The following is a 26,932-nucleotide window of genomic DNA, read 5'->3' as shown; positions in this document are numbered from 1 at the left end:
GCAAAAGAGCCGCCTCCCGGATGAGGGAGGCGGCTCTTGTTCTACATGCGGTCCGGTGCAGTAACACCAACCAGACGCAATACGTTGGCAATGGTCGTACGGGCAGCTCCCAGCAGGGCCAGACGGGCCAGTGTCTGGGCACTGTCCTCGGTAATAACACGCTCAGCTTTGTAGTAGCTGTGGAACTGGGAAGCCAGATCATATACATAGCGGATCAGGCGGTGCGGCGCATAGCTCTCGGCGGCAACCGAAATTTCTGCAGGCAGTTCCCCGATCTTGCGGATCAGATCATATTCATGGACAGCGGTCAGCTTGGAGTAGTCGATATCTGCCAGATCAGGCAGCACGATGCCCTGCTCTTCCGCCTGGCGGAAAATGCTGCAGATCCGCGCGTGTGCATACTGGACATAGAATACCGGGTTTTCATTAGATGTTGAAATGGCCAGATCCATGTCGAAGTCAAGATGGGAGTCCATGCTGCGCATCGTGAAGAAATAGCGGATGGCGTCGATGCCCACTTCCTCCATCAGATCTTCCATGGTCACCGCTTTCCCGGTACGCTTGGACATCTTAACCTTCTCGCCGTTCTGGAACAGGCTGACCATTTGGGCAATCAGCACAACCAGCTTCTCGGGATCGTTGCCAAGCGCCGACATGGCCGCTTTCATCCGCGGAATATATCCGTGGTGGTCGGCACCCCAGATATTAATCATTTTGTCGTAGCCGCGGCTGTACTTGTCGTTGTGGTAAGCAATATCCGGTGTGAGGTAAGTGTAAGTTCCGTCGTTCTTGATCAGCACGCGGTCTTTGTCATCACCGTATTTGGTGGTATTCAGCCAGGTTGCCCCGTCCTGCTCGTACACCTCACCGCGGTCACGCAGCTCATCCAGGGAACGCAGCACTGCGCCGTTCTCGTACAGCGATGTTTCGCTGAACCAGATGTCAAAGTTCACGCGGAATTTGCCGAGGTCGCGTTTGATTTTGTCGAGCTCCTTGGTCAGTCCGTAGGTGCGGAAAAATGCAGCCCGGTCACCAGGAGTCATGGACAGCAGCTCTTCGCCTCTTTCTGCCACCAGCTCTTTGGCAAAGCCTTTGATATCCTCGCCGTGGTAACCATCCTCCGGCATTTCAGCAGGCTGGCCGAGCTCCTGCAGGTAGCGGGCTTCAATCGATTTGCACAGATTGTTAACCTGATTCCCGGCATCATTGATATAGTACTCCCGGGTCACCTGATAGCCGGCAAAATCCAGCACATTGCACAGCGCATCGCCCACAGCAGCGCCGCGGGCATGGCCGAGATGCAGACTGCCTGTTGGGTTGGCGCTGACAAACTCCATCTCTACCTTCTGTCCTTCTCCAATTGCTACTCGTCCGTAGTTCTCCCCCTGCTCAGCAACGAGCGGAATGACCGGATACAGATAGCTTTTGGACAGCGTGAAGTTGATGAAGCCCGGTCCTGCAATTTCAGCCTTCTCAATGGAGGCACGGCTGGTATCCAGATTTCCGATAATCGCCTCGGCAATCTGGCGCGGATTGCGCTTGGCAATCTTGGTAAGCTGCATGGCGGCGTTGGTAGCCAGATCTCCATGGGCTTTGTCCTTCGGTACTTCCAGCACGATGGCCGGAAGCTCCTCTCTGGCGACGATACCGGCGGCTACAACCGCATCTGCGATCGCTTCCTTCACCCGTTCGTTGGCCAGCTGGAGCGGATTTAAACTTTGTGTCATGATTGTGGTTCCTCCTGTATATGCAAACTGATCGCGAACTGTCCTGATAACTCCTCGTACACGTACAGATCATACTCCCACCGGGCGTCAAGCGACCTTCCGTCACGCTTGATTTCCAGCTTGCGGGTTTCTGTGGAGAGATTGAACTGTGTGTACGGCGAGCGGTAGAATCCCGGCAGCCGGCGTCCTGCTGCAAATGACTGCTCGGACTCAATTCCGCCGTGGCGGATCAGCTTCAGTTCGCTGTCTGAGATCTTCAGGGTAGTACGGACAGAGATGCTCTCCCCCCGCGGTCCCTGCTCCGATTCCTCATAACGGATGAACAGCTGTGCGCCTCTCGAAGCAGCTTCGCCGGCGGCTGTTACAATATGCCGCTGCCCGTCCTGGAGACTCTCCAGTGTCACGGATACACCGTATTTCTCGGATTGTAACTGGGACATCTCGCGTTCCTCACTTATTCATTCTTATATTTTTTTCACAGGCATATTCGCTTCCCCATTGTACACTAAATCTTCTCCAAGAAAGCAATACAATGACAATTAACGCGCAAAAAATAATTATAACGGAAGCAGAGTGAGCTTATCCGCTGCACGCAGCTGCTCCACCATGGCCAGCCAGGCCTCCGGTTTGTCCTCCAGCACGGCGTAGTAGCGGGTTAAGAAGTCGGCAACCAGAGAGGCATCCAGCTGCTCCATATCCTCTTCCCCCGGGATAAAGCAAAGATCCAGCCCGCTTACCGCTTCACCGTCACCCTGCCAGGAAGGATGAACATAAGGAAAGTCCAGCCGTTTGTATCCCAGATGCGACAGCACTTCGCGGCGGACAAACGGGTCCATAGGCTTAACGCCCCCAAAAGCATGATCCTCTACACGGTACGGGTCGTAGATTTCGGCGAACATGCCATACAGGTCTTTGCCGTTATCTGCTGCAAGCATCTGAAGGTCCTTCAGGCGGTTTTGGGCCAGAAAGCGGCCAATCCCGAGGCCCTCGCGCCCGATAATGGTAAAGTCGGTCATCGCTACATTCCAGTCCGGATAATAACGGTATTCTGTAGTCCCGACAACAGTGCCTTCATGAACGGCTGCAAATACGCGGATCCCGGGATCTTCAAGCGGCTCTTTCCAGAGGCTGTACTCCAGCACTTCCTCCGGCGGAAACACTTCGGACAGCAATTCATGCACTTGTCTGAACAAGGGGTCAGCAATATTATTGATTCTTATATACTCCATACGGTACATTCCTCCGGTTCAAATATATTTTGCAATTATACCTTTGTTGCCGCTTCTATAGAAACGGGTTGCGCCATTCCATCAGTGCAGCAAAGTTACAGGACTCCTCATCCTCAAGATAATCAGCCGCCACACCCAGCGGCGTCCGGCCGCAGCGCAGCAGGAATGTGATTACCGGATCCGCAAGATCACCTGATACTACACCGGCGAGATATTCCTCCGCTGTCATTCGCGGCGAATGCTTATGGTAACCCGGCATTCTTCCGGCTCCCAGCAGCCGCTGCAGCTTCTGTTCCACGACAACATGGTAGAGCGACTGCACCAGTTCTTTGCCAAGGCCGAGACTGCGGTACTTAGGACGGACGCAAAGATCGGCGATATACAGCGTATTGCCGTCCGGCTGATGGGTGGTGAGATAACCGTCAGCGGTTACCTCAGACCAAGTATGCCGATGTACGGCTTCTTCAGGATCATAATTCATCTTAAATCCGGTTACCGAACCGGCCAGTACACCGCCAACCTCCACGCACAGCGCCCCTTCCGGGAACCGTGTCACATGATTATGAAGCTGTTCACGGTTCCAGAGTAATTCTGCAGGATAGGGCGGGGGAAAAGCTTCGGATTGTATCTTGATCAGCTCGGCAAAATCATCCTCCGTATACTGGCGGATCACCGCCGGCACCGGAGTCTTTTGATCAAAGGCGTAAAAGGTCTTGTAGTACATAAAGCTCCTCCTCTACGTCCAATCCGTGTATATATCGGTTCTACGGTCACGCCAGGTCGTCACAGATCCGTGCTCACGGACTCTGTACAGCAGCTCCAGATCGAGATCGGCGGTAATGATCATATCGCTGTTAATCTCCCCTTCAGCCAGCAGCCCCTGCGGCGGGAAAGGAATATCGTTCGGCGTGATCACTGCAGCCTGGCCGAAGTTCGCCCGCATAAGGTCTACGGTAGGCAGAGAACCGACTGTGCCTGTAAGCACAACATAGATCTGATTTTCAATGGTACGGGCATGGCTAGTATATCTGACTCTGTGAAAGCCGTGGCGGTCGTCGGTACAGGATGGACAGAATATCACATCAGCCCCCTTCGCTCTAGCCATGCGCACAATTTCCGGAAACTCAATGTCATAGCAGGTCAGCATGGCGATAGTGCCTTTATCCGTCTGGAATACGTTCAGTTCTTCCCCTGCACCCATGTTCCAGCCTTCCACTTCCGCAGGTGTAATGTGCAGCTTGGCCTGCTCGGCAATTCTTCCATCAGGGTAAAAGAGATGCGCCACATTGTACAGCTTGCCATTACGGCGCAGAACATGGGTTCCGCCGATGATATGCATCCCGTATGTCTTGGCAAAGCCCGAGAACAGCTCCCGGTAGCGCTCAGTGAACTGCGGCAGATCTTCTATCCCCAGTGCTTTTCCCTGTTCATCCCCGATGGACATCAGCTGTGTGGTCAAAAATTCGGGAAACAGCACGAAATCCGAACTGTACTCTTCCGCTGTTCTGATATAATGCTCGCACTGTGCGGCAAACTCCTCAAATGAAGAGATGGTGTGCAGATGATATTGTACCGCCGATACGCGGAAGGTCATGGTGCAGTCCTCCTAAGCTTTATGTAGTGATTCTGAATTTACACGGCATAGCCTGTTAAAGTAAATAAAATTCTACCATAATGACCGCTAAAATCACACTCGGCACTGCTTGGCCGCCATGAAACCTACATTTATACCCTGCAGCACCTATCACATTAAAAAACGGCCCCGGCGGGGCCGCTTGAAATGCCGGCAATCATGTCCTATTCTTCCGTTCCTTTAAAAGCAAACTTAAGCTTCCAGGTCATGCCTCCATCCTCAGTAGCATACAGGGACGAGGTATTAAAGTCTTTGACTGCCATCCAGCCGGCTTTGCTGTCAGGAAAAGAGATGATGCCTTCATAGCCGGAGATAGCCGGGAGATTGCTCCACTTCTTGCCGCCGTTGTCTGTGCGGCCTACAGCTACTTCTTCCCCGGCCGGGGAGTATCCGGCAAGGAATGCCGTACTGCTGCCGGCCAGCTGCATATTACCCGGCTTTCCGGAAGCAGGGCCTTTCTTATACAGCGCAGCCCCGCTCCCCGGTGCCGGTCCGCCGCCTGCTGTTTCCTGGGCAATTACGCGGTTCCAGCTCTTTCCCTGATTGCTGCTCGCATACAGCGAATAGGAGGTCTGGGACATCCCGCTTCCGCCGTACAAAAGCGCATAAACCTGGTCTCCCTTGGCATAGATCCGGCCTGATTCGGCATACGCAAAGGGTGATTTCAGCGACAGCTGCCACGATGCGCCTCCGTCTGCGGTCTTCATGACCCGGTAGCCTTCACCCGGAGCCACCACTACCGCCCACCCGTGAGTGCGGCTGGTGAACTCGGCGCCGCGTGTGTTAGGCGGAGTCGTGATCCGGCTCCAGCTTCGGCCGCCGTCCCCGGTGTAATACGTAAAGGCCCGGACATACCCGAAGCCGTGCTTGCTGTCTGTAAAGCTGATCCGTTCAAAACCTACCTTCGATTCCGAAATCCTCTTCCAGGTAGAACCGCCGTCAGTGGTACCGATAAGATAGACCCCATTCTCCTCCTGAACAGAAGCAAGAGCCCAGCCATGCACGTTATCCGGGAAAGAGGTCTGGCGGAAATTCCACTGGCCTTCATATATCTTCTGGAAATGGCAGCCGCCATCCGATGTGCCGATCATAAAACCCTTTCCTGCAGCCCGTCCTGTATCTGCGCTCAGGAACTGAATATCATTGAAGCTAAGCGGTGTTTCTTCTGCAGCTGAATGTTTGGCCTGCAGCTTCTCCAGCAGTCCGTGGTCTCCGGTGCTGCATGCCGGTGCCGGTGCTGCTGCCTGTACCGTTGACACGCCCGGGCTCCAGGCGGAACCCATCAGCAGGCCCGCTGTGAGAAGTGTTAATGATGTGTGGTGTAATGCTCTGGTCCAGTTCATGAGGACACCTCCTGTTATATATTTACCCTGTCTGTCTGACATAACTCTGTTATACGTCTTCTGCCGCTGCTATATCTACCTGCCAACGGTCACAAAAAGGAGACATTTTATTCACCGTCTGTCCCTGTATGAATATCTGTCCATTTGCTGCCCAATAATGAAAATACATAAACTTTCATGAAATGGAGCCTGATGACATGCCGCGCGATTCCCAAAGCCCCAAGGTCCAGAAACACCGCTTCCGCCGGCTGCTCCGGCTGCTGGCCTTCCTGACACTGCTGTTGCTGCTGGCGGCCGGCGGTCTGCTGGGCTACTTATACCAGAAAGAGCTTCCTCCCGTCGGAGATGATGTCCGTTCAAAGCTGCTCGACTCCCGGGGGAACGTACTCACTACCTTCACCACAGACGGACGCAGCCGCGATCCTGTGCAGCTGAATCAGATTTCACCGCTGCTTATTCAGGCTACGCTGGCTGTGGAGGACCGTAAATTTTACAGCCATACCGGATTTGATCTCAAGGGAATGGCCCGGGCGGTACTCGCCAATCTGGAAGCAGGTGAACGTTCACAGGGCGCCAGCACCTTAACCCAGCAGTTGGCGCGCAACCTCTATCTGACCCATGAGAAGACATGGACCCGGAAGACTAAGGAAGCTCTCTTCACCATGCAGCTGGAAATGAAGTACAGCAAGGATGAAATTCTGAACATGTATCTGAATGAGATATATTACGGCCACGGTGCCTATGGGATTGAGGCTGCGGCCCGGATGTATTTCGGTAAAGCTGCGGCGGATCTGAACCTTGCCGAGAGCGCCCTGCTTGCCGGAATCCCCAAAGGGCCGACCTATTACTCGCCGTATACGCATCCGGACAATGCCAGGAAACGGCAGGCTATTATCCTGTCGTCCATGGCTGAGGTTGGCGATATTACTGCAGCAGAAGCCCGGGCAGCGGCAGGGCAGCCGCTCCATTTTAAGCCGCAGGGCGGGAAGAACACTGTTGTAATTGCACCTTATTTCCGTGATTATGTTCGCCAGGTTGTCACCGATACACTGCATTTCAGCAGCGATGAGCTTGAACAGGGCGGCTTAAGTGTGTACACCACGCTGGATCCCGACATGCAAAAGGCAGCTGAAGCAGCAGTCGACAAAGGGATGGACGGCAGCGGCGAACTGGAAACCGCCCTGGTGTCGATAGATCCCCGCACAGGCTATATCAAGGCTATGGTAGGCGGGAAGAACTACCGAAGCAACCAGTTTAATCATACGCTCGCCACAACCCGCCAGCCCGGGTCCTCTTTTAAACCGATTATGTATTTAACAGCCCTGTCTTCACGGACGATGACCGGCCTGTCTGTTTTCAACAGCCAGCCGACCCTGTTCCATTATGACAACAACCGCAAAACCTATCAGCCCCGGAACTTTGGCGACAAATATCTGGGGGAAATCAATATGCGCCAGGCCATTGCCGCTTCAGACAATATCTATGCCGTGAATACCATTATGAAGATCGGGGCGGACCAGGTCGCCGGAATGGCAGGTAAAATGGGTATCGGCAGCCCGCTGCAGCCTGTGCCTTCCCTGGCGCTCGGCACCTCCCCGGTCAGTCCGCTGGAGATGGCCTCAGCCTTTGCGGTCATTGGCGGAGGCGGAGTGAAGCAGCCTGTAACAGCCATTCTGAAAATCACAGACTCTAAAGGCAATCTTTTATACCAGGCGCCTGATGGCCCGGGGGAAAAGGTTGTCGAGCCGGCAGCAGCCTATGTGCTGACCCGGCTTATGGAAGGTGTGTTCGAAAGCGGCGGTACAGGCAACCGTGTAGCGTCAATTATTAAAAGGCCTGTAGCCGGCAAGACCGGTACCACCGACACAGACGGCTGGATGGTCGGCTTCACACCGGAGCTGTCGACCGCAGTCTGGGTAGGTTATGACAAGGGGCGTGAAATTACATCTACCGATGGACGGCGGGCGGCTCCGATTTTCGCCGAGTTTACAGAAAAGGCGCTGGAAAATGTCCCGCCCAAAATATTCCCTATTCCTGACGGCGTAGTCAGCGTCTACATCAATCCGCAATCCGGCAAGCTTGCCACAGCGGCTTGTCCGGATAAAACGCTTGAAACATTCATCAGCGGCACGGAACCCACTGAATATTGTGACCAGCATGGTGAAGGACCGGCCACAGCTCCGTCCGGGGAGAGTCCCGGCAGCGAAACTCCCGGCAAAGAAGAGCATTCCCTGTGGAAGGATATCAAACGCTGGTGGATGAACTGACAAGGTTGCAGCCCCCGGCTCACTTGGAGTACGATGGGGCCATTAAAACGCGAAGTCAGTGATTTTCCCGGCTTCGTGCGGAAAGGGGCCATTCACCTATGGATATGAACAGCAGCCCGGGCGCCCAAAGCGGACAGGCTCCGGGAGGCTCCCTACTGCCGCCGGAGATTTACAGCCTTCCGGCGCTGCAGGCTGCCCCGCTTCTTCTGGGCCAGCATTTAGTCCGGCGCACGGAGGATGGAGATATACGCTGCCGCATCGTGGAGACAGAGAGCTACGGCGGAGCCGGGGACAAGGGCAGTCACGCCTTCGGGGGGCGCCGTACCTCCAGAACTGAAGTGATGTTTAGCAGCGGCGGCACCGTCTATGTCTATCTTATATATGGAATGTATCACTGCTTCAATGTGGTAACCGCAGCCGAAGGCGATCCGCATGCCGTTCTGATCCGTGCTGTTGAGCCGGTTACAGCCGGCGATGCGAAGCTTATGGCAGCATACAGGAACATTGCCCTGCGGAAGCCAACGGACCTTTCCGGAGGCCCGGGCAAGCTGTGCCGCGCACTGCGCATCGATAAAAGCCTGAACGGCAGCCGTCTGGACATACATGGCGGCCCCATCTGGCTGGAGCAGGGCGACTCCCCCGAATCTCTGGATATCGTTCAGGCTCCGCGTATCAACATTCCCTATGCCGAAGAATACGCCGGGCTTCCCTGGCGGTTCTACATCAGAAATAACCCTTATGTTTCTGTCAAAGATAAGCTGGAACAGCCGTTTACTCCGGAATAAGCTTGTAAATATGACTATTACTGTTTCGCAGCGGCAATATTGGGTAAAAAGTAATGAACCCTAATAAGCCACTGCTTCTGGAACCTCCAGAAGCAGTGGCTTTTCATCCCCTACAAGTGATTCAGTAAGCGCTTCCCGGCTGCGAGAAACCCTTTTCTATGAATGCGCTTTCCTGTATTCTAAACTTACATTTACTGCTATAATCGTAGATATCCACAAAAAAATATAAAGATGTAAATGAGGGACATGAGATGAAAGATACAGGCATGATCCGGAGTTTAGACAGTCTTGGTAGAATTGTGGTTCCCGTAGAAATCCGCATGACCCGCAATATTGACATTGGGGATCCTATTGAATTCTTCATTCTGAATGATGAGATTATTGTCCTCAGAAAGTACACCTCAACGGAATGCACCTTTTGCAGAAGCCTCGACCAAGTAACTTACTATAAGGATCAATTTATCTGCAACGAATGTCTCAAGGAGCTGGGTGACCCCTGGCGGGCTGCCGAAGAGACAGTCCAGCCGCATACCCCTGTGGAAGACAGCGTGGAGATTAACCCTGGGGGCCGGAGAACAAAGACAGAAGAGATGAGCCGGCGGCTGGAAAAGGCCATTGCCGAGCATCCCTATGCCAACCAGAAGGAGCTTGCCGAGGTGCTTGGGATCAGCCAGGCCAGAGTAAGCCAGTTGAAGCGGAAGATGAACGCGGCGGGCAAAACATTATAACATTACAGCCTGTACAGGCGTTCAAAAAGGCATGGCCCTTCCGAAGGAGGACCATGCCTTTAAATATAGAATCTTATTCCGACAAAGCGGCCCGCAGCGCTTCCGGCGAGGCGTTCCACCAGTCCTCATTATGAGAAATCAGCAGGGCTTTCAGCGCCGCCTTCTCCGCATCCCCCAGCCCCTCAAGGATTACCTTCCGCTTCAGGGCCCCATCAAGCTTGTTGACATGATCGGCAAGAATCTTCCAGCCGCGGCGCGCTTCAGTGTCAATCCACATTTCACAGGCGGTGATCCCGCCGTAGAATTGCCCCTCCGGTGAACGGTCCACCGCCACCCAGACCAGCCAGACCTGCCGGCCGTTCGGCACATCCTCACGGTTCATGGAGAATTTAATCCCCTTTTCAACCTTGCTCTTGGCATGCATTGCACCGATATCGATAATGGCTTCCCCACCGTCAATAATTACAGGCGATACGTTGTTCAGATCGATGGAGCCTGCTCCAAAACCTTTATGTTTGCTCTTGGCATTCACAATATTTAAGGCAATCTGCTTTTTGCCCTCCGGCTGTATGTTATCCACATGTGCACATCCTTCCCTTTTGCTAATATTTTAATTTTAGCTAATAATGCGGCGAATGCAAACATATACATCCCGTAGATGCTTGTCACGGGAGGAATTACAGTATGAAGCCACTGTCATTAAAGTACCTGATCACTTGTATGGCCCTGGCCGCCCTCACTCTGCTGGGGGTCACCTTATGGGTCCTTTCAGGGCATAGCCCTGAAAGTCCAGTTGCCGCTGCTCCAAAAGAGGCCAAGTCCCCCCCGGCCGTCCAGCAATCCAAGGCGGTACAGCCTGTTCTTCCCGAAAGCACGCCCCCTCCGGTGTCCCAGGCACTCAGCAAGCGGGTCGTGGAGTATCATCTTGATGTTCAGCTGCTTCCGGAATCCGGCTCCCTGAAAGCCTCCGAGACCGTGACCTGGACCCACCCCGGCCGGACACCGGTCCAGGAGCTCTACTTTCATCTCTATCCTAATGCCTTTGCCTCGGACAACACCACCTTCATGAAAGAATCCGGCGGGGAACTCCGCGGGGATACCATGCCTGCCGACGGGTTCGGCAGCATGAAGCTGACCGACCTGCGGACTACAGAAGGAATATCGCTGATGCAGCGGCTGCAATATGTGCAGCCGGACGACGGCAACGTCAATGACCGGACGCTTGTAAAGGTACACCTCCCGCAGCCCGTTAACGGCGGAGAAAGTGTAACCCTGAAGCTCCAGTTTGAGGTCAAGCTGCCCAAAATATTCGCCCGTATGGGGGTTTCAGATGACTTTGTCATGGCCGGACAATGGTTTCCCAAGCTGAGCGTTTATGAGCCTGCGGGAACCCGCGGAAATAAAGAAGAGGGTTGGGATTTGCACCAATATCACGGCACCTCCGAGTTTTACAGCGACTTCGGCATCTTCAATGTAACAATTGCAGTGCCTCCTGATTACATTGTGGGAGCCACCGGCTTTCCCGTTAAAAGCGCCAGAATCCATCAGAACCGGAAGATTTACCAGTTCTATGCGGATGATGTGCATGACTTTGCCTGGGCAGCCTCGCCCGACTTCGTAGTCGCTGAGGAGGCTTTCTCCACCCCTGAGGTGCCCGGCGTAAGAATCAAGCTCTACCTGGACCCTCTGCATAAAGATCTGCAGGAGCGTTATTTCCAGGCTGCCAAGGCGGCTCTGACCCACTTCAGCAAGTGGTATGGCCCTTACCCTTACTCCACGCTGTCAATTGTCGTCCCGCCCAAGGAGGGCAACGGTGCAGGCGGAATGGAGTATCCTACGCTCATTACCGCCTTTGGCGCCGCTGAGGCATCACCCGGCCTTTCACTGGAGCGTACAGTTATCCATGAAATTGGCCATCAATATTTTTATGGCCTGGTGGCAAATAACGAGTTTGAGGAGGCCTGGCTGGACGAGAGCTTCACCTCCTATGCGGAAGACAGGCTGATGGAGCAGGAGTATGGGGTATCTGCCAACCTGCCTTTGCAGGCGAGCCTGGTGACCTCTTCACAGCCGCTTAATCTTGAGACGTGGAAGTACACACCCGGGGATGCTTACAGCAGAAATGTGTATATCCGCGGCAAGCTGGTACTTAAAGACATGGAGCAGCAGGTGGGAATCAAGACTATGGACGCTATTATGTCCGCTTACTCCCGCAAGTACCGCTTCCGTCATCCGTCTACAGCAGATTTCCAAAAAATTGTGGAGAAGGTCACCAAGAAGTCATGGCAGGACTATTTTGACCAGTATGTATACAGCGGCGGTTCCCCGGATTTTTCAGTAGATCAGATTAAAGTCTCTGCCCCAAAAAAGGCTGCCGGTGAAACCTCAAGCTATAAATCTGCAGTCAAGGTCAGCAATAAAGGGACAGATTACGGAAAAGTGCCTGTAAAATTCACCTTTACAGACGGTTATACAGTACAGCAGATCTGGAACGGTGAGAGAAAGGAAACGACATTTCAGCTGTCCTACAAAGCGCCTCTCCTGTCGGCAGAGATTAATCCGGAGCATTCCGTTCTGCTGGAAAGCAGGCATCTCAACAATTTCAGACTGGCCGAGCTGGAGCCGAAGACACTCTCCCGCTGGACGCTTAGTGTAACCAACCTGATTGAAACCCTGCTCGGAACTCTTGTCTGGTGAGGTGAACAATGGTGAAAAGATCGATAATCCGCAGCTGGTACAGTATGAAAGAGCAATTCTATATCTTAATTCTGCTGTTCATTTACCGGCTGCTCTGGGGCTATTTCATGTACAAATTCGTAAAGTCAGCCATCGTCCCGCTGCTGCTGCATTATCCTGATGCCCATGCGGGGGGAAGCTCAACCGGCAGGCTGCTGTATTACATTGAGGGGCAGATGGCGCTTAGCGCAGATCCTGATGTACAGCGCTGGATCTGGATGCTGCTGGCACTGTCTGTGCTGCGGCTGCTGCTCTCCCCTTTTATCCGCGCCGGACTGCTGCATGAGCTTCATCAGGAGCGAAAGGGGGAACGCGGGCTGTTCTTTTTCCCGGGCATGAGGCTGTACGGGCTTCCGGTGCTGCTCTTCAGCATAGCGGAATGGATACTGGCCGCCCTGCCCCTGTACTTCCTGTTTCCCAAAATATACACGCTGCTGCTCAGCGGAATTTTTGACTATAAACTGCTTCTGAAGCTGGTTCCTTATGTTCTTGCCTGGCTGGTGTACCTGTATCTGGTCCGCTTAATGCTGCTGTACATGCAGTTTGGATACACCGGAGGGACAGGCATACTGTCCTCGCTCCTTGTATTCTGCAAAGTCCTGATTTCATCTATCGGCGTGTCAGCAGTGTTCATTGCAGGAGGACTTCTTCTCTGGCTGCTGAACGGAGTCGCTGCATTTTTGCTTCCTGGCCTGCCCGCACTCCTTATCCGCCAATGTTCACCGCTCCCCTCAACGCTGTTCAAAATGTGGGATATTGCCGCTCAATATCAGCTATGGCGCAGCAAAACATTTCCACAATAATTTCTCTGCCTGCCTGGCATAATACATAGAGTCACTGCCCCTGCATCAGGGGCGTGACTCTTTTGCCGGTTACAAAGTGATTTAGTTTATTTGCAAAACTGTAAAACCTCTGTTACAATAATGCCTGTACCACTAGTAACAACTTTGTAATCTTTTGAAACTATTTCGTCTGAATTTATGTAAGCTTAGACATTTGACCTTAACGCAACGACACTATTCTGGTGCATAACACGCCAAATTCCCAGCACCGGGAAGTGGGGGAACCATATTTTGGGTGAATTGATCTCGCTTTAGAGTGATCATAGGGGAACCTTCTACCGAATCCTTAAGCTAACCTCGCAGGCCTTGGAAGGAGTACATCTTTTGAAAAGTCATAGCTTTAAGAAAAAAGTCACCGCAGCAGCATTAGGGCTTGTGTTGGCCTTCACACTGGGAGCAGGAGCAGGAAGTGCATCTGCAGACTCCAAGATGGATGCTGTTATCACAAAAACCCTTGGAACTACATATAAATTCGGAGGTACAAGCACCGCCGGTTTTGACTGTTCCGGATTCACCAGATACGTATTCAAGAGCATCGGGCTTACTCTGCCCCGCACATCCAAAGCACAATATAGCATGGGTACAGCTGTATCGAAGAGCAATCTGCGGTCCGGCGACCTGGTATTCTTCAATACCTTTGGCAGCGGCGTATCCCATGTCGGTATTTATGTCGGAAACAATAAATTTGCACAGTCTTCCAGTTCACGCGGTGTAACCATCACATCGATGAGCAATTCGTACTGGTCCAAACGCTACGTTGGCGCCAAACGCGTAATGAGCACAACAGCTTACAAGGCTGTCGCTTACGATTGAACTCTCCCCGAATACTTATTCCTCTAATAAACAAATATAACTTATAGAGACCCGTGAATTGATTATTGCCGTAATCAGTTCCGGGTTTTTCCTTTTGTATTTCCTTATTATACCTATACACTCATTCAGGAGCCCTGAAACAGCATTATGTAAAAAAATTCAAAACCCTTGTCTTTTCTGCAAAGTCAAGCTTTCAACCAGGCATATATTCTGCATTAATATGTTTTAAGTGATTGCCAAGTGCTTCCTTCTTTGCTACAATAATCGCAGTGAAGTTATAGTAACATTTTTGTAATTATTCATCCGGTCTTTACAATCGTTTTGTCATGTATTGAACGGCAGCTAATCCTAATCAACAGTCATGCCGAGTTCCCTAACGTTTAGGGAAACGGGGGAACCAACTTTGGGTGAATTGACCTCCTATTCACAGAGGGGTCATAGGGGACCTTCAACCGAACCCTTAAGCTAACCTCGTAGGCATTTGGAAGGGGTATCTACTTTTGAAGAAGAAGTTAGCAGCAGCAGTACTAAGCTTTTCCATTATCTTTACCCTTGGAGCCGCAAGCGCTTCCGCTGATTCCAAAATGGATAAAGTGATCGACAGTGCCATCGGGACTAAATATGTATCCGGCGGTGTATCCACTAACGGCTTTGACTGCTCCGGATTTACAATGTACGTTTTTAATAAAATCGGGATCAAGCTTCCTCATCAATCCGGCTCCCAGTACCAAATGGGCACGGCCATTGCCAAGGATGAGATGAGACCTGGAGATCTTGTATTCTTTAATACAAGCGGTAAGGGCGTATCCCATGTCGGTATTTATGTTGGAGAAGGCAAGTTCGCGCATGCTTCCTCCTCGCGTGGTGTAACCATTAGTTCGCTGAGTGAAAGCTACTACGTCAACCGCTACGTTGGCGCCAAACGCATCATGAGCACAGACGCTTACAAGGAAGTCGCTGCTGACTCCGAAGATAATGACGACGTGCAGTAAGCTGCATGGTTACAGGCTCTTTTCCAGGATTTTTGCCGAAATCTTGGGGAGGGCCTGTTTTTTTGTCTATAACATTATTTACCCTTCTCTTTCCCCGCCAAACAGCAGTAACTCCCATTTTTTTCATTTCCGTAAAATATTTTTTAGCGCGTCGTACAGCTTTGTTTTTGGATATAATCTAGATATATCAGGCTTAAATCCCGAGAAAAGGAGGCCGGCTGCATTATGATCAGCTCCCCCGTTACTTTTCATGTAGTGCCTATGGAGGTCCATCACGCCCGGGAGATCTGTGAGTGGAATTATAAACCTCCTTACAATATTTATGAATGGATGCCCTGGGACCAGATGGAGGCTCTGGGGATTGAGTTCGGTGATCCCGGCCTCCGCAGTGAACAATATGTCTCTGTAGTTAACGATCAGAAAGTGCTGTGCGGTTTTGCCCAGCTGTTTCCTATGGAGGGTGTGGTCCGCCTGGGGATTGGGATGCGCCCGGATCTATGCGGTCAGGGAATGGGTCACCTCTTTGTAAAAGCTGTAGTTCAGGCGGCTGAGGCCCGCTATCCGGAGCGGGAGATTGATCTGGAGGTATTGACCTGGAACCAGCGGGCGATCAAAACTTACCGGAAATGCGGATTCACGATTACAGATACTTATGAAAGGCTTACACCTACCGGTAACAAACCTTTTTATTGCATGGTCTATGACAAGGAACAAGAACTTCCCTGAGCTTGAGGTAGATCTTTTTTAAAAATCGTTCGTTTTTTTGACACAAACTCTATGATAACGCTTTACCTTTTTGTATAATGTAGGAAGCAGCTTACATGGAGAGGACGGATGGAGATGCAGAAATGGATCATGAGCGGATTGTTTTTTGCCGCCTGTGCCTTTGCCGTAGTGCTTTTATTTACACTGCCCGGCAAAGAAGAGGTAGCTGAAGAGAACAAGCCGACGATGCCTCAGGTTACCCTGGATGCGGCAAGCGCTGAAGCTGCTGTAAAAGCTAATTGTATTTCCTGCCACGGAGACCAGCTACAGGGCGGTATGGGCCCTAGCCTTCAGCAGGCGGGAGGAGAACATGATGCGGAGGAACTCTACAGCATCGTGACCAAAGGGCGCGGACAGATGCCATCCTTCAAAGATAAGCTCGCCCCCGAGGAAATTGCCAATGTCGCCTTGTGGCTGGCAGAGAAAAAATAAGATCTGAATTGAATACAAATGCCCGTGAGAAGGATGTAAGCTTATCCGACTCACGGGCATCTTTTATATAGTCATAGTATTTTAGTTCACGATCAGCCGTACTAGCGCGTTCTCTCAAAAGCTTCGTTAAATTCATGTGCTTGACGGAAGTCGAATCCGGCCAGTTCGTCCCCTTCTTTTGCCGACAGACGCAGGATCACTGTTTTGTAATCGATTGTAATGTGCGGATGATGATCAAAAGCTTCCGAGATGGCAGCAACCTCATCCACAAAGGCGATACCCTTCATATATTCATTAAACATGTATTTGCGTACCATTATATCCTGGTCCAGCTTCCAGCCTTCCAGCCTGCCCACCTGCTCACGCAGTTCTTCCTCCGTAAATTGCAATTTGCTTCCTCCCTTACTTGATTAGCAGTAAGCCCGTAACGCCCAGCCCGTAACATATCCCCAAGCCCTAAACAAAACATCCCTCAGCTTCAGTAAAGCCCAAGGGATGCGCCAGGATGAAGGCTTTTTTCGGTTTAATGTATTCATAAATCCCGGCGGATAGTACTCGGCAACTTAATTTTACCACGGCACGCATGCATCGGGCAAACCGCTTAGCAGGAACTTCCCGTTTTTAGATAAGAACCACAGAGGCCAGGTCCTGTTCCCCGAGCAAAATATTAATCCGGTGCGTGTCCTTATCATAGATCACTACACCGCTGCCTACCTCAATTACCGGCTCATTGCCCAGCGCAAAGAATAAATCCTCAGCCAGTGCTTCCCATACTTCCAGCTTGGATTCCTGCGGGAGCGCCTGCCACTCCTCAGGTTCCATCTCAAAAAAGACATACCCGTCTGAGATCTTCCCTACCGCTTGCGTTAAGTCTCTCAAAATTTCGCTGTAATCTCTGCCATGCTTAACACCCACATGTATCACTCCGTTTTCTTCACAGATGAATAATAACTTACGTTATCTATTATAGCCGAAAAAATGACTTCACAAAAAAGGCAATGCTGACGATAAATAAGAATATACGTGATTTGTTTACATGTGGGTGTCCCTCCGCTGTTCAAGGATGATATACGCGGCTACAACGGATCACTTTTCAATTCTCATGGATGAGGTGCATAATGGAAATTTCATCATTACTTGGTATAGTTTTTGGTCTTATTGCAGTAGTCTGGGGGATGATGCTTAAGCATGCCCCGCTGGCAAGTCTGAACAATCCGGCAGCTTATGTCATCATTCTCCTCGGGACAGCAGCTTCAGTGCTCATGGCCTTTCCTATGGCCGAAGTCAAAAATTTCCCCAAGCTGCTCAAAATACTGTTCGGCAAACAAAAGCTGGTCGACAAGTCAGAACTGATCACAACATTCATGGAGTGGGCTTCCATTACCAGACGTGAAGGCTTGCTGGCACTAGAATCGAAGGTTGACGAAATTGAGGACAACTTCCTCAGAAACGGAATGCGGATGATTATCGACGGCAATGACCAGGAGTTTGTCCGCGATGTATTAATGGAGGATATTCATGCGACAGAGGACAGGCATAAAGCCGGTGCGCTGATTTTCTCTCAGGCAGGGATGTACGCCCCTACACTGGGGGTGCTTGGGGCCGTTATCGGTCTGATTGCCGCACTGGGTGATATGAGTAATATGGATGTCCTCGCACACGCGATTGCCGGAGCCTTTATAGCTACACTGCTTGGTATCTTCACCGGTTATGTAATGTGGCATCCGATGTCCAACAAGCTTAAGCGCATCTCCAAGAAGGAGATACAAGTCAGGCTGATGATGGTGGAAGGCCTGCTCTCCATCCAATCCGGGGTATCCACGATCGCCATCAATCAGAAGCTGTCGGTTTTCCTCACACCAGCTGAACGCGCCAAGCTGAGCGACAAGGAGGGCGGATCGAGTGAGCAAAAAGACTAGACATGAGGAGCACGAAGAGCATGCCGATGAGTCCTGGCTGCTGCCCTATTCCGACCTGATGACCCTGCTGGTTGCACTCTTCCTTGTTATGTACGCCATGAGCGCTACAGACGCCAAGAAGTTCGAGGCTATGAGCGAAGCCTTCAGCAATGCGCTGAACGGCGGCTCGGGCATTCTCGAATACCGTTCGGCCAGTCCAACCGAAAGCCAGCTTGACCAGGGCAAGAACGATAAGCTCGACAATGTGGTAGCTCCCAGCACCGGCGAGTCTGATCTTTCAAAGCTGCGGAAGCAGGAGCAGGAGGATCTGGAAAAGCTGAAGAAGCAGTTCGACCAATATATTGCAAATAATAACCTTTCGAATCTGCTAAGCACAAAACTGAACCAATCTCAGCTGATGATTACAATCAGCGACAATGCCCTGTTCGCTTCCGGACAGGCCCAAGTGAAGGATGATTCCCGGCAGCTTGCCAAGTCGATCTCAACCATGCTGCAGCAATTTCCCGACTACGAGGTGCTTGTACAGGGACATACGGATAATGTTCCGATCTCTAACAGCAGCTACTCCTCTAACTGGGACCTCAGCGTAGACCGTGCGCTGCACTTCATGAAAATTCTGCTGCTTAATCCCAGCCTGAACCCCGTTAAGTTCAGTCCGATCGGTTATGGTGAATACCACCCGATTGCAAGCAATGAAACAGCCGCAGGACGCGCTAAGAACCGCCGGGTTGAAGTCTCCATTCTCCGCAAGTATCAGGATGCAGCCGAAACTACCAGCGTGTCCGCCGGTAATTAAGATACGTAAGCAAAGAGCCGTTCCAGGTCTTCAACAGATCCTGGAACGGCTCTTCCTTATTTCTATGCTATTGCAGCTCGTAATTCAGCATGGCCCCCAGTTCCTGCTTCTCCTGGCTCGTCAGCTCCCGCCATTGTCCGGTCTGCAGTGCTCCAAGCCGGATATTCATGACCCGGATACGCTGCAGCCTTCTCACCTCATACCCAAAGGCAGCACACATCCGGCGGATCTGCCGGTTTTTGCCCTCTGTCAGAATAATGCGGAAGACCCGCTCCGACATCCGTGTAACTTCGCAGGGCAGCGTCTTCCCGCCCAGAATCTTCACTCCGCTGGACATGCCGGTAAGAAAGGAAGGTGTAACCGGTCTGTCAACGGTAACTATATATTCCTTCTCATGTTTCCCTTCCGCCCGTAAAATTTTGTTCACGATGTCCCCGTCATTTGTAAGCAGAATTAAACCTTCAGAATCCTTATCCAGTCGGCCGATCGGAAAGATCCGCTCATGATGGCCGACAAAATCAACAATATTCCCCTGTATATGACTCTCGGTGGTCGAGGTGATTCCTACCGGCTTGTTAAGAGCGATATAGACGACCTGGCTGCCGGTCTCCAGCGCTTTGCCGTCAATACGCACGTCATCACCGGGAACAGCCTGGCTGCCTAACACAGCCTGCTGTCCGTTGATGGTAACCCTCCCGCTCTCCACCAGCTTATCTGCTTCACGGCGTGAACAGTATCCTGTCTCACTGATGAATTTATTGATTCTCACTGCTGTCTTCACTCCGTTCTTCATTTATACCCTGCTCTTCAGCAGAATCCCCGGCTGCAGGCAGCGTAATAATTACCTCGGCCCCGCAGCCGAATTCACTTCTTACTTCGAGACTGCCTTTATGTGCCTGAATAATCCGCTGGCTGACCATAAGCCCAAGTCCTGTTCCTGTTTCTTTGTTGGTATAGAACGGTTCACCCAGCTTGGGCAGCATATCCTCAGGAATTCCCATTCCTTCATCGGAAATCATAATTACTACGGAATCGCCGTCCATCCGCTGTTCCAGCGTAACTGTTCCTCCGCCCGGCATCGCTTCGATTGCATTTTTGACGATATTAATGAATACCTGCTTTAGCTGGTTCTCTTCACAGTGCACCGTTGCCGGTTCGGTTGAAAAGCTGGACTTGAAGTCAATCCCGTAGAGATGCGATTGGCTGCTCAGCAGGGAAATTACATCATTCAGAATAGGACGGACATCCTTTTGCTGAAAATGCACCGCCTGCGGCTTGGCCAGAATCAGAAACTCGCTCACAATCATATTGATCCGTTCCAGCTCGGACAGCATTAACTCGATATGCAGCGGAATAATAACCTGCTTCTCCTGCTGAAGCTGCAGAAATCCCCGCAGTGTTGTTAACGGATTACGGATTTCATGTGCTACCCCTGCCGCCAGCTGGCCGACTGTAGTCAGCTTCTCAGAGCGTCTCAGCAGCTCTTCGATCCGGTTACGTTCGGTCATATCCCGGGATACATGGACAAAAGCTACCGGATTCCCCTCTTCATCACGAATGACCGACGTACTGACGCTGACTTCGATAATGGAGCCGTCCCGCTTCAGCCTGACCGTCTCTATCGGAGGAAGCACTGCGCCTTCCTTCAGCTCCGCCAGCCTGGTCTCCTCCTGCTTCTGCGCTGTAGCCGGCACCAGGTAAGGTGTTGCAGCCAGCGCATCCGCAGCACTCCAGCCATACAGCTCCTCGAAGGCTCTGTTTGTACTTGTAATCTTACCATTCATATCTACAGTATGAATAGCATCGGAGGTTCCGTTGATCACTGACTCCAGATGCTCTTTAACCGCCCGGTTCTCTTCCAGCGTCTGTCCCAGCCGGTTCGTATGCTGCAGCAGATGGGAAGTCATTGCATTGATCCGGTGGGCAAGCTGGCCCAGCTCATCACGGCTGTCAACCCTCAGCGGAGGCTCAAACTTTCCCTTGGCCACATCATTGACTTTAGCCAGAATATGCTGAATGGGACGGGTTACAATCCCGGCCAGAATATAACTGCACACCAAGAAAACAATAAGCAGCAGAACTGAGGTAGTAATATTATTAAACAATTGCTCTTTCAGAACTGAAGAGATGACGGAGTAATCCATCACTACAGAGATGACATAATCTTCAGCACCCGGCTGGCTGATCGGTATAAAGCTCTTCAGCACTCTTTTGCCGAGAGCCTCCGTATCCAGTGTAACCACCTCGCTCTTGCTTAGGGCAGCCATTACTGCAGCCTTATCCTCTTCGGCATTGCCAAAAATATAGGTACCGTATTTGATCGGACGGTTGCGCAGCTTATGATAGTTGCTGTCACTTCCATCAGGCTTCATGCTCTCCGAACCGAAGGTCTGCGGATTGATTCCCGTGATTTCCAGAAGGCCCGGGTTCACCTCTTTGGACCGCTGTACAATCTCCTCAGGGTTCATGATTTTGACGTAATCACTGACAGATGTGCTGCGGATATAGGGATCTATGATGTAATTGGTGGAGGGGTCGTGGTAGTACCCCCACTTCTCAATATACTCAGGATTGGAGGTAGAGTATTCAAAAGGACCGGACCAGAAGTTCTCAAAGCTCTGACCCTGTTCAACCGTTACCTTCTGGCCCGCAAACAATTCATGAAAAGCCACATACCAATAACCCATATCCCTGGTAGACAATCCGAGCTCACTCGGATCAGAGGATTTGGCTACAACGATATCATCATCAGTCTTAACCAGCAGAGAAATATTAGACACACCGAGCTTGTCCGCAAGAGCTACCAGCTGTTCATTCTCCACGTTCCGGATATCGGGGTCAAGCTCTTCAGAGGCCATAATGGCAGCCAATCTCAGGTTCTGGGCAATCTGGTGCTGTACATAGTTCGAGCTGTAACTGCTTTGTTCGACGGAAACAGCAATCTGCAGGGCGGTCATCTTCATATTATTTACACTTTCACTGCGCAGATTATCCCTTGCAGCATAAAGATTCAGTGTGAGATTCAGTGCCAGAATAATCAGTACTGAACCAAAGATTATAGCCGCTAATTTATTTTTTATGGACAAGCCGATTATTCACCTCTTACCCGCTGGTAAATCCTAGCGGAGTGTTCATAAATATCATACCTTTTGCTTTTCCATTTGAAAAGACATTTAGACACAGCCTCCCGGGAAGCTTTGTTGAATTTTGCAGAAAGTTTATCTACAATGGATAAGAAAAATGTCAAAGTAAAGGCATTTATCCACAGGATGTACACATATAAACAATTTATCAAGAAAGAATGTGCACAATATTGTGCATAAGTAAGCTGTTATCCACAGACTTATGCACAATTTGTTAAGATCGAATATCTGTTCGTTGCACAAGGAGCTGCATAAGAAGGGAAGATGAACTTGAATATAAGACCCTCTGAAATGTCTGCTGAGGAGCAGGGCATTCATGAATTCTGGATGAGAGAAGCTATTGCAGAAGCACGTAAGGCAGAGGCTCTGGGTGAAGTGCCCATCGGGGCAGTCATCGTGCGAAATGGCGAGATTATCGGACGCGGCTACAATCTGCGTGAGACAACCCTAGACTCTACCGCTCATGCTGAAATGGTAGCCATCCGCGAGGCCAGCAAAGCACTGAATTCCTGGCGTCTGCTGGATTGCCAGCTCTATGTGACACTGGAACCTTGTCCAATGTGCGCGGGAGCCATGGTGCAGTCGAGAGTACCTCTTAACGTCTATGGTACCCCGGACCCCAAGGCCGGATGTGCCGGAACACTGATGAACCTCCTGGAAGAGCCGCGGTTTAATCACCGTACTACGGTAATTCAAGGTATATTACAGGAGGAATGTGCAGAGCTGCTGACCTCCTTCTTCCGCCGGTTGCGTCAAAGACCATCGAAACTATAAACCGTTATTTGCTGAGGATACTGGAGGAATACCATGTCTTTTAAATTGTATAATCATGCCCGGGGAATCTATGTGTCTCTACTTCAGCTTGAAGATGCCGGTGATCTGCTCCATCTGCGACTGCGCAACAGAAGCCACCATCAGCCGTTTGAACCGCTCCGTGAGGAGGATTACTTTACGCTGCAGAGCCAGCGGCAGCTCATCAGTCAGCGTATAGAAGAGGCTCTTGAGGACAGGGCGTATATGTTCGGTATATTTCTTATGGATGGCACGCTGATCGGTCAGATTACCCTTTCTAATGTTGTGAGGGGCGTAGGCCAGTATGCGGACATGGGCTATTTTATAGATCATGAGCAGCAGGGTCAAGGATACACCAGCGCAGCAGTCGGACTGATTCTTAAATATGCCTTCCAGGCCCTTGCCCTTCACCGCGTACAAGCCTGTATTCTGCTGCACAACCATGCCTCCCGCCGTGTATTGGAAAAGAACGGCTTTCAGGCAGAGGGCATTGCCCGACGTTATATAAAGATCAATGGGGAGTGGCAGGACCACCGTACCTATGGCGTACTCGCCGAGGACCTTATGCAGGATCACCTTTAATCTGAATGATAAAACCCCCGCAGAAGCTTATGTAGCCTCTACGGGGGTTTTTAGCGTGGAATTATCTTAATAAGTGCTCATTCCGCCGAACTGCTGCTGCAGCTCTTCGATGGTGATTACCTCGTCCCCTTGCGGGATACCGATATTAAAAGTTTGCTCTTCGTTAATTTTGCTGTATTGATTAGTAGCAGTCAGAGCCAGGCCGACATTCTCGCCCAGTTCGGGATCGTTTACCTTGATGTCCATAATCATATCCTGATACACCGGGAAATCGTCCTTATTCAGTGCAGTGTTCATATAGAACTGATTAATCGTAAGATAATTGTTCAAATCAGCTACGCCTTTATCAAACTCTGCGCGTGCTTCACTGGACTGAAGCTCTTCCTTTGCTTTGGCCAGGTCTGCACTATCGATCTCCAGCATTGTCCGGTATTCTTCCTTATCCAGAATGTCGATAATCTTCGGCAGCGCATTATTTACCAGAATCGTCAGCGCCTCTTTGACATTATCATTGGTCACCTGGAACTGCACAACCTGCTTCGCTTCAACACCCTCCGGCAAGTTAACATCTTCAGGCTTCACGTCGTTAAAATATTTCTCTTCATCATACTCACCCAGAACGGTGCTTGACACCTCATTAAACAGCTTGGATACCTTCTCCGTATCCACTGCCTCCGGATTCCATTCCTGTCCTTGTTCCGCAGCCAGTTCTCTCGGGTCAAGTTCTACGAACTTGCCTACAACGGTCTCCGGAATCGGTAAGAACGGAATAGAAGGCACTTTGACATACAGTTTATCTGCAGTCATAACCATTGGAATGTTAAAGGACATAGCAAAATCGCCCTTCAGATTGAGCACCATTGTCATTTCTGTCTGCATCGGCTCAGCCTGATAGACCATATCAAGCGACAAGTCAGCATCCTTCAGCATATTGAGCACCATGCCGGTTGTGGCAGCTGCCTCGGTGTCGTTTGTGGTTTCCATAGTCAGATTGTTAATGGTAACTTTACTCTTCATTTCATACGAAGACATATCAGTTACCTTAGCAGCAGCTGACTTCAACGCCTCTTTAGGCGCCTCCTGTTTGGTTCCGCATCCCGGCAGGATTACTGCAGCAGTAAGCAGCAATGCAGCAGCGGATAACCCCCATTTTTTAATCATTGATGTTCTCCTCTCCCATGTATAAAAATTCTTTCCCCTTCCTTATGATAAACCATTTGGCAAATTTGAGAAACATTTGGTTACCTTAAATTTCTAATTTAAAGATTATCCCTGACGGTTATGATGATCGACATGGTTTGCCTGCTTCACTTTTTTGGAGCCGGACAGCGGCTCCTGCATAGAAGAATGATGTTCTTGTCTAGGCTCATTCTGGGATTGAACCCCGGGAACAGGCATGCTTTTGGGTTTGCTCATATGCGTTCTCCTCCTATGGATTAGTGATGTTCTGCAGCGCCTGAGCGCATTCATGAATCTGTCTTGTATACCGCTGCGCCAGCTGCTGTACAGCCTCAGTACGTTCATCCGTATGCCGGCTGCCCTGCTCCACATCGATCAGGTTGACTGCAACCTCACGGCTGTCTACATACGTACAGCGGAAATCAAGAGAATAGGCCTGGTGGCCGGCTGCGTTGAAGTGAATCAGCAGGCTGTTCTGATCTGCTGCATCCCCTTGCACGCTAAAACTGTCCCCGCTGTCCATTAGAGCAGGCAGTTGTCCCTGCCAGGCGGAGACCAGGGTGTTCTGGTCCAATTGCAGTTGTCGGTTCATTGTTATGATCATCCTCCTTCACTTATACGTTGCCGAGAAAAGGCGGTTTTTATTCCGGCTGGAGCAGGCCGCCTGGATGCACAAATAAAAAAGCCGCCTTCCGGAGAAGACGGCTCTATCTGTATTTCAGTTAGTTAAAGGAAATGGCGGAGAGGATGGGATTCGAACCCATGTGGGCTTGCACCCTAACGGTTTTCAAGACCGCCCCGTTATGACCGCTTCGGTACCTCTCCAATGCATAAAAATTTCACATGCACTAGGAATTATAGCATACCGAAATAATAAAAAGCAAGGGATTATTGAGAAACTTTAGGATTTATCACTTTCACGTTGCGCATGTAAGGCTGCAATGCCTCCGGAATCCGTACACTGCCGTCTTCCTGCTGATAATTTTCCAGAATAGCGGCTACTGTCCGTCCGACAGCAAGTGCCGAACCGTTCAGGGTGTGCACAAATTCAGGCTTTGCTTTGGGTTCTTTACGGTAGCGGATGTTAGCCCGCCGTGCTTGAAAGTCCTCTGTGTTGGAGCACGAAGAAATCTCACGGTACATGCCGCTCTCAGGGAGCCATACTTCGAGATCGTAAGTCTTGGCAGAGGTAAAGCCCATATCTCCTGTACACAGCTGCAGCACACGGTAAGGAAGGCCGAGAAGCTGGAGTACACGCTCAGCATCTGCAGTCATTTTTTCAAGCTCCTCGTAAGAGGTCTCGGGTGTTGTCAATTTCACCAGCTCTACCTTGTTGAACTGATGCTGACGGATCAGACCGCGGGTATCACGGCCTGCAGAGCCTGCTTCGGAACGGAAACAGGAACTATAGGCGACATGGTATTTCGGCAGGTCGGCCGGGGTCAAAATCTCTTCACGGTAGTAATTGGTTACCGGAACCTCGGCTGTCGGGATCAGGTAATATTCGGTATCGCGCAGCTTAAAGAGATCCTCCTCGAACTTGGGAAGCTGTCCTGTTCCATACAGGCTGTCCTTATTGACGATATAAGGAGGCAGCATTTCATCATAATTATGTTCACCGCTGTGCAGATCCATCATAAAGTTAATCAAGGCACGCTCCAGACGTGCTCCCAATCCCTTGTAAAAAACAAATCTCGAGCCGGTTACCTTGGCAGCGGCTTCAAAGTCAATGATGTCCAGCCCCTGAGCCAGCTCCCAGTGTGACTTCGGGGTAAAAGCAAATTCTGCAGGTTCAGACCAGCGGCGCACCTCAACATTCTCTTCCTCGGATTTGCCTACCGGCACCGATTCATGCGGAATGTTAGGAATACTCATAGTCAGCTCGTCGATTTGTGCTTCCAGCTCGCGGACCTCATCATCCAGTTCTTTGATCCGGTCGGATACTGTACGCATTTCGGCAATCAGATCATCTGCCGGTTCACCATTCTTCTTCTTCTTGGCAACATCACCTGATACGATGTTGCGGCGGTTCTTGAGACCTTCAGTTTCCTGCAGCAGCTCGCGGCGGCGGGTATCCAGCTGCGGGAATCCGGCAATCAGGTCAAGTGATTTGCCTCGTTTGGTCAGCGCCTCTTCAACCTTAGCGTAGTCACTGCGCAATATTTTTACATCTAGCACAAAGTTTCCCTCCTGAAAACAGCCTAAACTCTTTCAAGTTGCTGTTTTCAG

28 protein-coding genes, 1 tRNA gene and 2 riboswitches are annotated in these 26,932 nt (G+C 50.9%); of the genes, 13 read left to right on the top strand and 16 right to left on the bottom strand.

Going from position 1 to position 26,932, the window contains the following annotated elements; translation table 11 throughout:
- Positions 1 to 41: 41 nt before the first annotated feature.
- From argS to C2I18_RS12590, 6 genes are all read right to left on the bottom strand, one after another.
- Positions 42 to 1,727 carry an arginine--tRNA ligase gene (argS, locus tag C2I18_RS12615; RefSeq protein WP_249901512.1) on the bottom strand — a complete coding sequence of 562 codons (1,686 nt, stop codon included), beginning with the start codon at positions 1,725 to 1,727 and terminating at the stop codon, positions 42 to 44.
- A complete protein-coding gene (locus C2I18_RS12610; protein WP_249901511.1) occupies positions 1,724 to 2,167 on the bottom strand; it encodes a YwiB family protein in 444 nt (147 codons plus the stop codon). The genes argS and C2I18_RS12610 overlap by 4 nt, the downstream gene beginning before the upstream one ends.
- 117 nt (positions 2,168 to 2,284) lie before the next feature.
- Entirely contained in the window at positions 2,285 to 2,956 is a 672-nt protein-coding gene (locus tag C2I18_RS12605; protein ID WP_249901510.1) for a GNAT family N-acetyltransferase, read from the bottom strand.
- A gap of 55 nt (positions 2,957 to 3,011) precedes the next feature.
- A complete protein-coding gene (locus C2I18_RS12600; RefSeq protein WP_249901509.1) occupies positions 3,012 to 3,680 on the bottom strand; it encodes a GNAT family N-acetyltransferase in 669 nt (222 codons plus the stop codon).
- A 12-nt stretch (positions 3,681 to 3,692) separates the two neighbouring features.
- Positions 3,693 to 4,550: a carbon-nitrogen hydrolase family protein gene (locus C2I18_RS12595; protein WP_249901508.1), complete on the bottom strand. Its 858-nt coding sequence runs from the start codon at positions 4,548 to 4,550 to the stop codon at positions 3,693 to 3,695.
- A 203-nt stretch (positions 4,551 to 4,753) separates the two neighbouring features.
- Positions 4,754 to 5,932 carry a WD40/YVTN/BNR-like repeat-containing protein gene (locus tag C2I18_RS12590; protein WP_249901507.1) on the bottom strand — a complete coding sequence of 393 codons (1,179 nt, stop codon included), beginning with the start codon at positions 5,930 to 5,932 and terminating at the stop codon, positions 4,754 to 4,756.
- Between the two features lie 197 nt (positions 5,933 to 6,129).
- Between C2I18_RS12590 and C2I18_RS12585 the strand changes: the two genes are divergently transcribed.
- The 3 genes from C2I18_RS12585 to C2I18_RS12575 all read left to right on the top strand — a co-directional run bounded on the left by C2I18_RS12585 (position 6,130) and on the right by C2I18_RS12575 (position 9,712).
- Entirely contained in the window at positions 6,130 to 8,199 is a 2,070-nt protein-coding gene (locus C2I18_RS12585; RefSeq protein ID WP_249901506.1) for a transglycosylase domain-containing protein, read from the top strand.
- 104 nt (positions 8,200 to 8,303) lie between these two features.
- Positions 8,304 to 8,984, top strand: a complete 681-nt coding sequence (locus tag C2I18_RS12580; protein ID WP_249902101.1) for a DNA-3-methyladenine glycosylase — start codon at positions 8,304 to 8,306, stop codon at positions 8,982 to 8,984.
- Positions 8,985 to 9,235: 251 nt separating this feature from the next.
- A complete protein-coding gene (locus C2I18_RS12575) occupies positions 9,236 to 9,712 on the top strand; it encodes an AbrB/MazE/SpoVT family DNA-binding domain-containing protein (RefSeq protein ID WP_249901505.1) in 477 nt (158 codons plus the stop codon).
- A gap of 73 nt (positions 9,713 to 9,785) precedes the next feature.
- Here the strand turns inward: C2I18_RS12575 and C2I18_RS12570 are convergent, their stop codons facing one another.
- Positions 9,786 to 10,292, bottom strand: coding sequence for a YwhD family protein (locus C2I18_RS12570; protein WP_249901504.1), 507 nt, complete (start codon positions 10,290 to 10,292; stop codon positions 9,786 to 9,788).
- Positions 10,293 to 10,396: 104 nt separating this feature from the next.
- Between C2I18_RS12570 and C2I18_RS12565 the strand changes: the two genes are divergently transcribed.
- From C2I18_RS12565 to C2I18_RS12540, 6 genes are all read left to right on the top strand, one after another.
- Positions 10,397 to 12,409, top strand: coding sequence for a M1 family metallopeptidase (locus tag C2I18_RS12565; RefSeq protein ID WP_249901503.1), 2,013 nt, complete (start codon positions 10,397 to 10,399; stop codon positions 12,407 to 12,409).
- A gap of 8 nt (positions 12,410 to 12,417) precedes the next feature.
- Positions 12,418 to 13,251, top strand: a complete 834-nt coding sequence (locus tag C2I18_RS12560; RefSeq protein WP_249901502.1) for a hypothetical protein — start codon at positions 12,418 to 12,420, stop codon at positions 13,249 to 13,251.
- A gap of 221 nt (positions 13,252 to 13,472) precedes the next feature.
- Positions 13,473 to 13,611: riboswitch (cyclic di-AMP (ydaO/yuaA leader) on the top strand.
- A gap of 3 nt (positions 13,612 to 13,614) precedes the next feature.
- On the top strand, positions 13,615 to 14,103 hold the full coding sequence (locus tag C2I18_RS12555; protein WP_249901501.1) for a C40 family peptidase: 489 nt from the start codon (positions 13,615 to 13,617) through the stop codon (positions 14,101 to 14,103).
- A 352-nt stretch (positions 14,104 to 14,455) separates the two neighbouring features.
- A riboswitch (cyclic di-AMP (ydaO/yuaA leader) is annotated at positions 14,456 to 14,598 on the top strand.
- 5 nt (positions 14,599 to 14,603) lie between these two features.
- Positions 14,604 to 15,095, top strand: a complete 492-nt coding sequence (locus C2I18_RS12550) for a C40 family peptidase (protein ID WP_249901500.1) — start codon at positions 14,604 to 14,606, stop codon at positions 15,093 to 15,095.
- Between the two features lie 225 nt (positions 15,096 to 15,320).
- Positions 15,321 to 15,821, top strand: a complete 501-nt coding sequence (locus C2I18_RS12545; protein WP_249901499.1) for a GNAT family N-acetyltransferase — start codon at positions 15,321 to 15,323, stop codon at positions 15,819 to 15,821.
- Between the two features lie 114 nt (positions 15,822 to 15,935).
- Positions 15,936 to 16,292 (top strand): c-type cytochrome, encoded by a 357-nt coding sequence (locus tag C2I18_RS12540; protein ID WP_249901498.1) that lies wholly within the window; start codon positions 15,936 to 15,938, stop codon positions 16,290 to 16,292.
- Between the two features lie 101 nt (positions 16,293 to 16,393).
- On the opposite strand, the gene C2I18_RS12535 is transcribed toward C2I18_RS12540, so the two are convergent.
- The gene (locus tag C2I18_RS12535; protein WP_249901497.1) at positions 16,394 to 16,681 is read right to left on the bottom strand and encodes a 4a-hydroxytetrahydrobiopterin dehydratase; all 288 of its coding nucleotides are present in this window, start codon (positions 16,679 to 16,681) and stop codon (positions 16,394 to 16,396) included.
- Between the two features lie 232 nt (positions 16,682 to 16,913).
- Positions 16,914 to 17,207 carry a hypothetical protein gene (locus C2I18_RS12530; RefSeq protein ID WP_249901496.1) on the bottom strand — a complete coding sequence of 98 codons (294 nt, stop codon included), beginning with the start codon at positions 17,205 to 17,207 and terminating at the stop codon, positions 16,914 to 16,916.
- A 203-nt stretch (positions 17,208 to 17,410) separates the two neighbouring features.
- Here C2I18_RS12530 and motA point away from each other — a divergent pair, with 203 nt between their 5' ends.
- Positions 17,411 to 18,211 carry a flagellar motor stator protein MotA gene (gene motA, locus C2I18_RS12525; protein ID WP_249901495.1) on the top strand — a complete coding sequence of 267 codons (801 nt, stop codon included), beginning with the start codon at positions 17,411 to 17,413 and terminating at the stop codon, positions 18,209 to 18,211.
- The gene (gene motB, locus C2I18_RS12520) at positions 18,195 to 19,007 is read left to right on the top strand and encodes a flagellar motor protein MotB (RefSeq protein ID WP_249901494.1); all 813 of its coding nucleotides are present in this window, start codon (positions 18,195 to 18,197) and stop codon (positions 19,005 to 19,007) included. The genes motA and motB overlap by 17 nt, the downstream gene beginning before the upstream one ends.
- 67 nt (positions 19,008 to 19,074) lie before the next feature.
- On the opposite strand, the gene rluF is transcribed toward motB, so the two are convergent.
- On the bottom strand, positions 19,075 to 19,776 hold the full coding sequence (gene rluF, locus C2I18_RS12515; protein WP_249902100.1) for a 23S rRNA pseudouridine(2604) synthase RluF: 702 nt from the start codon (positions 19,774 to 19,776) through the stop codon (positions 19,075 to 19,077).
- Positions 19,763 to 22,093 (bottom strand): ATP-binding protein, encoded by a 2,331-nt coding sequence (locus C2I18_RS12510; RefSeq protein WP_249901493.1) that lies wholly within the window; start codon positions 22,091 to 22,093, stop codon positions 19,763 to 19,765. Before C2I18_RS12510 ends, rluF begins: the two co-directional genes overlap by 14 nt.
- 348 nt (positions 22,094 to 22,441) lie before the next feature.
- On the opposite strand from C2I18_RS12510, the gene tadA reads away from it, so the two are divergent.
- Both tadA and C2I18_RS12500 read left to right on the top strand, forming a co-directional pair.
- Positions 22,442 to 22,924 (top strand): tRNA adenosine(34) deaminase TadA, encoded by a 483-nt coding sequence (gene tadA / locus C2I18_RS12505; RefSeq protein WP_249902099.1) that lies wholly within the window; start codon positions 22,442 to 22,444, stop codon positions 22,922 to 22,924.
- 33 nt (positions 22,925 to 22,957) lie between these two features.
- The gene (locus C2I18_RS12500; protein ID WP_249901492.1) at positions 22,958 to 23,524 is read left to right on the top strand and encodes a GNAT family N-acetyltransferase; all 567 of its coding nucleotides are present in this window, start codon (positions 22,958 to 22,960) and stop codon (positions 23,522 to 23,524) included.
- A 66-nt stretch (positions 23,525 to 23,590) separates the two neighbouring features.
- On the opposite strand, the gene C2I18_RS12495 is transcribed toward C2I18_RS12500, so the two are convergent.
- The 5 genes from C2I18_RS12495 to serS all read right to left on the bottom strand — a co-directional run bounded on the left by C2I18_RS12495 (position 23,591) and on the right by serS (position 26,881).
- The gene (locus C2I18_RS12495) at positions 23,591 to 24,685 is read right to left on the bottom strand and encodes a hypothetical protein (protein WP_249901491.1); all 1,095 of its coding nucleotides are present in this window, start codon (positions 24,683 to 24,685) and stop codon (positions 23,591 to 23,593) included.
- A gap of 105 nt (positions 24,686 to 24,790) precedes the next feature.
- Positions 24,791 to 24,940, bottom strand: a complete 150-nt coding sequence (locus C2I18_RS12490; protein ID WP_249901490.1) for a small acid-soluble spore protein P — start codon at positions 24,938 to 24,940, stop codon at positions 24,791 to 24,793.
- A gap of 13 nt (positions 24,941 to 24,953) precedes the next feature.
- A complete protein-coding gene (locus C2I18_RS12485) occupies positions 24,954 to 25,295 on the bottom strand; it encodes a hypothetical protein (protein WP_249901489.1) in 342 nt (113 codons plus the stop codon).
- 144 nt (positions 25,296 to 25,439) lie between these two features.
- Positions 25,440 to 25,528 (bottom strand) — tRNA-Ser (locus tag C2I18_RS12480).
- A gap of 63 nt (positions 25,529 to 25,591) precedes the next feature.
- Positions 25,592 to 26,881: a serine--tRNA ligase gene (gene serS / locus C2I18_RS12475; RefSeq protein WP_249901488.1), complete on the bottom strand. Its 1,290-nt coding sequence runs from the start codon at positions 26,879 to 26,881 to the stop codon at positions 25,592 to 25,594.
- Positions 26,882 to 26,932 lie beyond the last annotated feature (51 nt).

Source organism: Paenibacillus sp. PK3_47 (genome assembly GCF_023520895.1).
Lineage (GTDB): Bacteria > Bacillota > Bacilli > Paenibacillales > Paenibacillaceae > Paenibacillus_AQ.
Note: the sequence above shows the minus strand (reverse complement) of the source record. Positions and strands in the feature narration are given on the sequence as shown.

Bases quoted from the DNA above. Each gene is read 5' to 3' on its own strand.
- argS (WP_249901512.1), bottom strand. From the start codon at position 1,727: ATGACACAAAGTTTAAATCCGCTCCAGCTGGCCAACGAACGGGTGAAG.
- C2I18_RS12610 (WP_249901511.1), bottom strand. From the start codon at position 2,167: ATGTCCCAGTTACAATCCGAGAAATACGGTGTATCCGTGACACTGGAG.
- C2I18_RS12605 (WP_249901510.1), bottom strand. From the start codon at position 2,956: ATGGAGTATATAAGAATCAATAATATTGCTGACCCCTTGTTCAGACAA.
- C2I18_RS12600 (WP_249901509.1), bottom strand. From the start codon at position 3,680: ATGTACTACAAGACCTTTTACGCCTTTGATCAAAAGACTCCGGTGCCG.
- C2I18_RS12595 (WP_249901508.1), bottom strand. From the start codon at position 4,550: ATGACCTTCCGCGTATCGGCGGTACAATATCATCTGCACACCATCTCT.
- C2I18_RS12590 (WP_249901507.1), bottom strand. From the start codon at position 5,932: ATGAACTGGACCAGAGCATTACACCACACATCATTAACACTTCTCACA.
- C2I18_RS12585 (WP_249901506.1), top strand. From the start codon at position 6,130: ATGCCGCGCGATTCCCAAAGCCCCAAGGTCCAGAAACACCGCTTCCGC.
- C2I18_RS12580 (WP_249902101.1), top strand. From the start codon at position 8,304: ATGAACAGCAGCCCGGGCGCCCAAAGCGGACAGGCTCCGGGAGGCTCC.
- C2I18_RS12575 (WP_249901505.1), top strand. From the start codon at position 9,236: ATGAAAGATACAGGCATGATCCGGAGTTTAGACAGTCTTGGTAGAATT.
- C2I18_RS12565 (WP_249901503.1), top strand. From the start codon at position 10,397: ATGAAGCCACTGTCATTAAAGTACCTGATCACTTGTATGGCCCTGGCC.
- C2I18_RS12560 (WP_249901502.1), top strand. From the start codon at position 12,418: ATGGTGAAAAGATCGATAATCCGCAGCTGGTACAGTATGAAAGAGCAA.
- C2I18_RS12545 (WP_249901499.1), top strand. From the start codon at position 15,321: ATGATCAGCTCCCCCGTTACTTTTCATGTAGTGCCTATGGAGGTCCAT.
- C2I18_RS12540 (WP_249901498.1), top strand. From the start codon at position 15,936: ATGCAGAAATGGATCATGAGCGGATTGTTTTTTGCCGCCTGTGCCTTT.
- motA (WP_249901495.1), top strand. From the start codon at position 17,411: ATGGAAATTTCATCATTACTTGGTATAGTTTTTGGTCTTATTGCAGTA.
- tadA (WP_249902099.1), top strand. From the start codon at position 22,442: ATGTCTGCTGAGGAGCAGGGCATTCATGAATTCTGGATGAGAGAAGCT.
- C2I18_RS12500 (WP_249901492.1), top strand. From the start codon at position 22,958: ATGTCTTTTAAATTGTATAATCATGCCCGGGGAATCTATGTGTCTCTA.
- C2I18_RS12495 (WP_249901491.1), bottom strand. From the start codon at position 24,685: ATGATTAAAAAATGGGGGTTATCCGCTGCTGCATTGCTGCTTACTGCT.
- C2I18_RS12490 (WP_249901490.1), bottom strand. From the start codon at position 24,940: ATGAGCAAACCCAAAAGCATGCCTGTTCCCGGGGTTCAATCCCAGAAT.
- C2I18_RS12485 (WP_249901489.1), bottom strand. From the start codon at position 25,295: ATGAACCGACAACTGCAATTGGACCAGAACACCCTGGTCTCCGCCTGG.